General features: G+C 71.6%; 6 protein-coding genes. All 6 read left to right on the forward strand.

Going from position 1 to position 3,811, the window contains the following annotated elements; genetic code table 11:
• The first annotated feature begins 130 nt into the window (after positions 1–130).
• Complete coding sequence (locus tag H5J29_RS24525) at positions 131–1,444, forward strand: SRPBCC family protein (protein WP_181783392.1); 1,314 nt, start codon at positions 131–133, stop codon at positions 1,442–1,444.
• 3 nt (positions 1,445–1,447) lie between these two features.
• Positions 1,448–1,888: a gas vesicle protein GvpJ gene (gene gvpJ, locus H5J29_RS24530; protein ID WP_181783393.1), complete on the forward strand. Its 441-nt coding sequence runs from the start codon at positions 1,448–1,450 to the stop codon at positions 1,886–1,888.
• Positions 1,885–2,628 (forward strand): GvpL/GvpF family gas vesicle protein, encoded by a 744-nt coding sequence (locus H5J29_RS24535; protein WP_181783394.1) that lies wholly within the window; start codon positions 1,885–1,887, stop codon positions 2,626–2,628. Before gvpJ ends, H5J29_RS24535 begins: the two co-directional genes overlap by 4 nt.
• Positions 2,629–2,634: 6 nt before the next feature.
• Entirely contained in the window at positions 2,635–2,865 is a 231-nt protein-coding gene (locus tag H5J29_RS24540) for a gas vesicle protein GvpG (protein ID WP_181783395.1), read from the forward strand.
• A gap of 21 nt (positions 2,866–2,886) precedes the next feature.
• On the forward strand, positions 2,887–3,345 hold the full coding sequence (gvpO, locus tag H5J29_RS36325; protein ID WP_312858384.1) for a gas vesicle protein GvpO: 459 nt from the start codon (positions 2,887–2,889) through the stop codon (positions 3,343–3,345).
• Positions 3,342–3,811 (forward strand): gas vesicle protein (locus H5J29_RS24550; protein WP_181783396.1); only part of this gene is annotated, 470 nt, incomplete at its 3' end. The genes gvpO and H5J29_RS24550, both read left to right, overlap by 4 nt.

The following is a 3,811-nucleotide window of genomic DNA, read 5'->3' on the forward strand; positions in this document are numbered from 1 at the left end:
GGCGGCGGCAACGCGGGTTTCTGTGCGGCACTCGCCGCCGCCGACGAGGGGGCGCCGGGCACGGCGGCGAAGGCCACCGGCACGGCGGCCAAGGCCGCACCGGCCCGCAAGGGACGCCGGAGGTCCAGCGATGCCTGAGGCGACGAGCAAGCTCGCCGACGCGGTCCCCACGGACGCGCTCAAGGACGCAGGCTCCAAGCTGCTCTCGATGCTGGTGCAGCGCGCCGCGGAGGCGGCGACCGAACGGGTCAGCGGCCTCACCGACCGGCTCACCGACGTCAGCGAGAACGGCGGTCAGGGCCTGAAGTCGGCCCTGACCGGCAAGGACGACGACTCCGACGCCGACTCCGACGACGACTCCGACCGTGACGACGACGCCGAGGACGGCGACGACTCCGACGGCGACGACTCCGGCGGCGGGTTCTTCTCCGGTCTGAAGGACAAGGTCACCGGTCTGTTCGGCGGCGGGGGCGACGACTCCGGCGGTGGTGGAGGCAAGGGCGGCAAGAAGCTCAAGGTGACCCAGATCGTCGAGGACCTGGACGTGGGTCTGCCGCTGCGGACCTGCTACGACCTGTGGACGCAGTTCGGCGACTTCCCGAGCTTCATGAAGAAGCTCGAGAGCGTCGACCAGGTCTCCGACGAGAAGAGCACCTGGAAGGCGCAGATCTTCCTGTCCCACCGCGAGTGGGAGGCCACCATCATCGAGCAGGTGCCGGACTCGCACATCGTGTGGAAGTCCAAGGGCGCCAAGGGCCACGTCGACGGCGCGGTGAGCTTCACCGAGCTGGGGCCGAACGCCACGAAGGTCCTGCTGGTCCTGGAGTACTTCCCGCAGGGCCTGTTCGAGCGGACCGGCAACATCTGGCGGGCCCAGGGTCGGCGCGCGCGACTGGAGTTCAAGCACTTCCGGCGGCACGCGATGGCGACCGTCCTGCTGCACCCCGACGACGTCGAGGGCTGGCGCGGCGAGATCCACGAGGGTGAGGTCACGAAGACCCACGAGGAGGCCCTCGAGGAGGAGCAGCAGCAGGCCGCCGAGGAGGGCGAGGAGGGCGCCGAGCAGGGTGCCGAGGACTCCACCGACGACGGAGCCGACGACGCGGCCGACGACACCGAGGCCGCCGAGTACGACGAGGCCGAGGACGGCGAGGAGCCCGCCGACGCCGAGGCCGACTACGACGAGGCCGACGAGTACGAGGACGAGCCCGCGGACGAGGCGGACGACGAGCCCGTCGACGAGGCCGACGAGTACGACGACGAGGCCGAGGACGAGGCCGAGGACGAGGCCGAGGACGCCGACGAGCCCGTGGACGAGGCGGACGACGAGGAGGCCGACGAGGTCGGGGAGGAGCCCGAGGAGGAGCCCGAGGAGGCACCCGCGCCGCGCAGGCGCCGGTCCGCCCGTCGACAGCCGGCCGCGGCCGGTGGAAGGAGTCGATGACCGATGACGCTCGCGACGCAGACGCAGGGCGGCGGCCACGTCGATCGTGGCGGCGGCTCGGGCGGTGGCGGTAGCAGCGGTCTGGCCGACGTCGTCGAACTGATCCTGGACAAGGGTCTCGTGATCGACGTCTTCGTTCGCGTGTCGCTGGTGGGGATCGAGATCCTCACGATCGACGCCCGGATCGTGGTGGCCAGCGTGGACACGTTCCTGCGGTTCGCGGAGGCCACCAACCGGCTCGACCTGTACGGGGCGGGCAAGGGCGGCAAGGACATCACCGAGCTGACCCAGGGGATCATGGAGGGCGGCGCCAAGGGCAAGACGAGCGGGGTCCTCGACGCCGCCGTCGACAAGGTCGGCGAGCTGTTGGGCGGCAACGACGAGGAGCGCGAGGAGGCACCGCGTCGGCGGCCACGGCAGCGGACCCGGGAGCGTGAGGGGTGAGCGCCACGTACGTGTACGGACTGGTCTCGGCGGACGCCGAGCTGCCGGAGGACCTCGTCGGGCTCGGCCCGTCGGGGAAGGTCACGACCATCGCGCACGAGTCGGTCGCGGCGATCGTCGGCGACGTGCCGTTGGACCGGCCGCTGGGCACCCGGGACGACCTGGTCGCCCACGAGGGGGTGGTCGACGCGGTCGCCGCCGTCACGACGGTCCTCCCGATGCGGTTCCCCGCCGTCGTCGAGGAGGAGGGTGTGGTCGAGGAGCTGCTGGCGCCGCACCACGACCAGTTCGTGCGGGCGTTGGAGCAGCTCGAGGGCAAGATCCAGTACACCCTCAAGGGCACCTACGAGCAGGACGTCCTGCTGCGCGAGATCGTGGAGGAGGACGCCGGCATCCGGGAGCTGCACGAACGGATCCGGGAGCTGCCGGAGGACGCCGCCTACTACGACCGGGTGGAGCTGGGCGAGCGCATCGTCAAGGCGCTCGAGCAGCGCCGCGACGTCGACGCCGCGGACGTCCTCGAGCGGATCGGGGAGTACGCCGTGGACGTCTCGGCGACCACCCCGACGCAGCCGGAGGACGTCGTCAACGCGGCGTTCCTCGTCGACCGCGAGGCGGCCGAGGAGTTCGAGGACGCGGTCGAGGAGCTCGGTGCGGACACCTCCGAGTGGCTGCGCCTGCGGCTGCTCGGTCCGCTCGCGCCGTACGACTTCATCCCGCAGGACGACCGGACGGAGTGATCCATCATGGGGCTCTTCTCAGGTCTGCTCGGTCTGCCGCTCGCGCCGGTTCGTGGCGTGGTGTGGCTCGCCGAGCAGATCCAGGGCCAGGCGGAGGAGCAGTACTACGACCCGGCTCGGATCCGGGTCGAGCTCGACCGCGTCGACCAGGCGCGCCGCAGCGGTGAGCTGTCCGAGCAGGAGTGCACGGAGCTCGAGAACGAGCTGCTGCAACGGCTGATGGTGCGCCGGAGCTGAGTGGAGCCAGTGGACGAGGACGTGACGGACGACGTGGCCGACGACGTGGCCGACGGTGACGCGCCGGACACGGACGACGGTCGGCCCGCGCGGAGGCGGCGCCCGACCCGGGAGGATCCCGGGGCGGGCGCCGCTCCGGCGCGCCGGGCCAGGCGGGCGAAGCCGAAGCAACCCGAGCCCGCGGAGAACGGGCACCGCGAGGGGAGCAGGCGGAAGAAGCTCCCGGTCGTGGCCGCCCGGCAGGCCGCCGAGCAGCTCGTGACGCTCGTGGGCCGCGAGCTGGAGAGCGTCGTGTCGATCGAGAGCAGCGGCGACGACGGCTGGGTCGTCGGGGTCGAGGTCGTGGAGACCCGGCGCATCCCGGACTCGGCGGACATCCTCGCCCTGTTCGAGGTGCAGATCGACGCGGACGGTGACCTGACCGGCTACCGCCGCACGGCCCGCTACGGCCGCGGAACGATGAACAAGGGAGGACGATGACCTCCGGAGGACTTCCGGTACCCGGCAGGACGGCGCGCCCGCCGGACCAGCACCGTCAGGAGTCGACCAACCTGGCCGACATCCTGGAACGCGTGCTCGACAAGGGGATCGTGATCGCCGGGGACATCCGGGTGAACCTGCTCGACATCGAGCTGCTCACGATCAAGATCCGACTGCTCGTCGCCTCGGTCGACAAGGCCAGGGAGATGGGGATCGACTGGTGGGAGAACGACCCGAGCCTGAGCTCGGGCAAGCCCGACCTGGCGAAGGAGAACCGCGCGCTGCGCAAGCGGATCGAGGCCTTGGAGGCGGGGACCGTCGCCGAGATCGAGGACGGCGAGGAGCCCGTCGACGGCGAGGTCGTGGAGGACGCCGAGGACGAGGACGACGAGCCGGTCCGGGTGACCCCGACCCGCTTGGCCGTGCGGGTCGGGGTCACCCGGACCGGCACGGCCAAGCGCGGCGA

This window comes from Pseudonocardia pini (genome assembly GCF_013870575.1).
Lineage (GTDB): Bacteria > Actinomycetota > Actinomycetes > Mycobacteriales > Pseudonocardiaceae > Pseudonocardia > Pseudonocardia pini.

Bases quoted from the DNA above. Each gene is read 5' to 3' on its own strand.
- H5J29_RS24540 (WP_181783395.1), top strand. From the start codon at position 2,635: ATGGGGCTCTTCTCAGGTCTGCTCGGTCTGCCGCTCGCGCCGGTTCGT.
- gvpJ (WP_181783393.1), top strand. From the start codon at position 1,448: ATGACGCTCGCGACGCAGACGCAGGGCGGCGGCCACGTCGATCGTGGC.
- H5J29_RS24525 (WP_181783392.1), top strand. From the start codon at position 131: ATGCCTGAGGCGACGAGCAAGCTCGCCGACGCGGTCCCCACGGACGCG.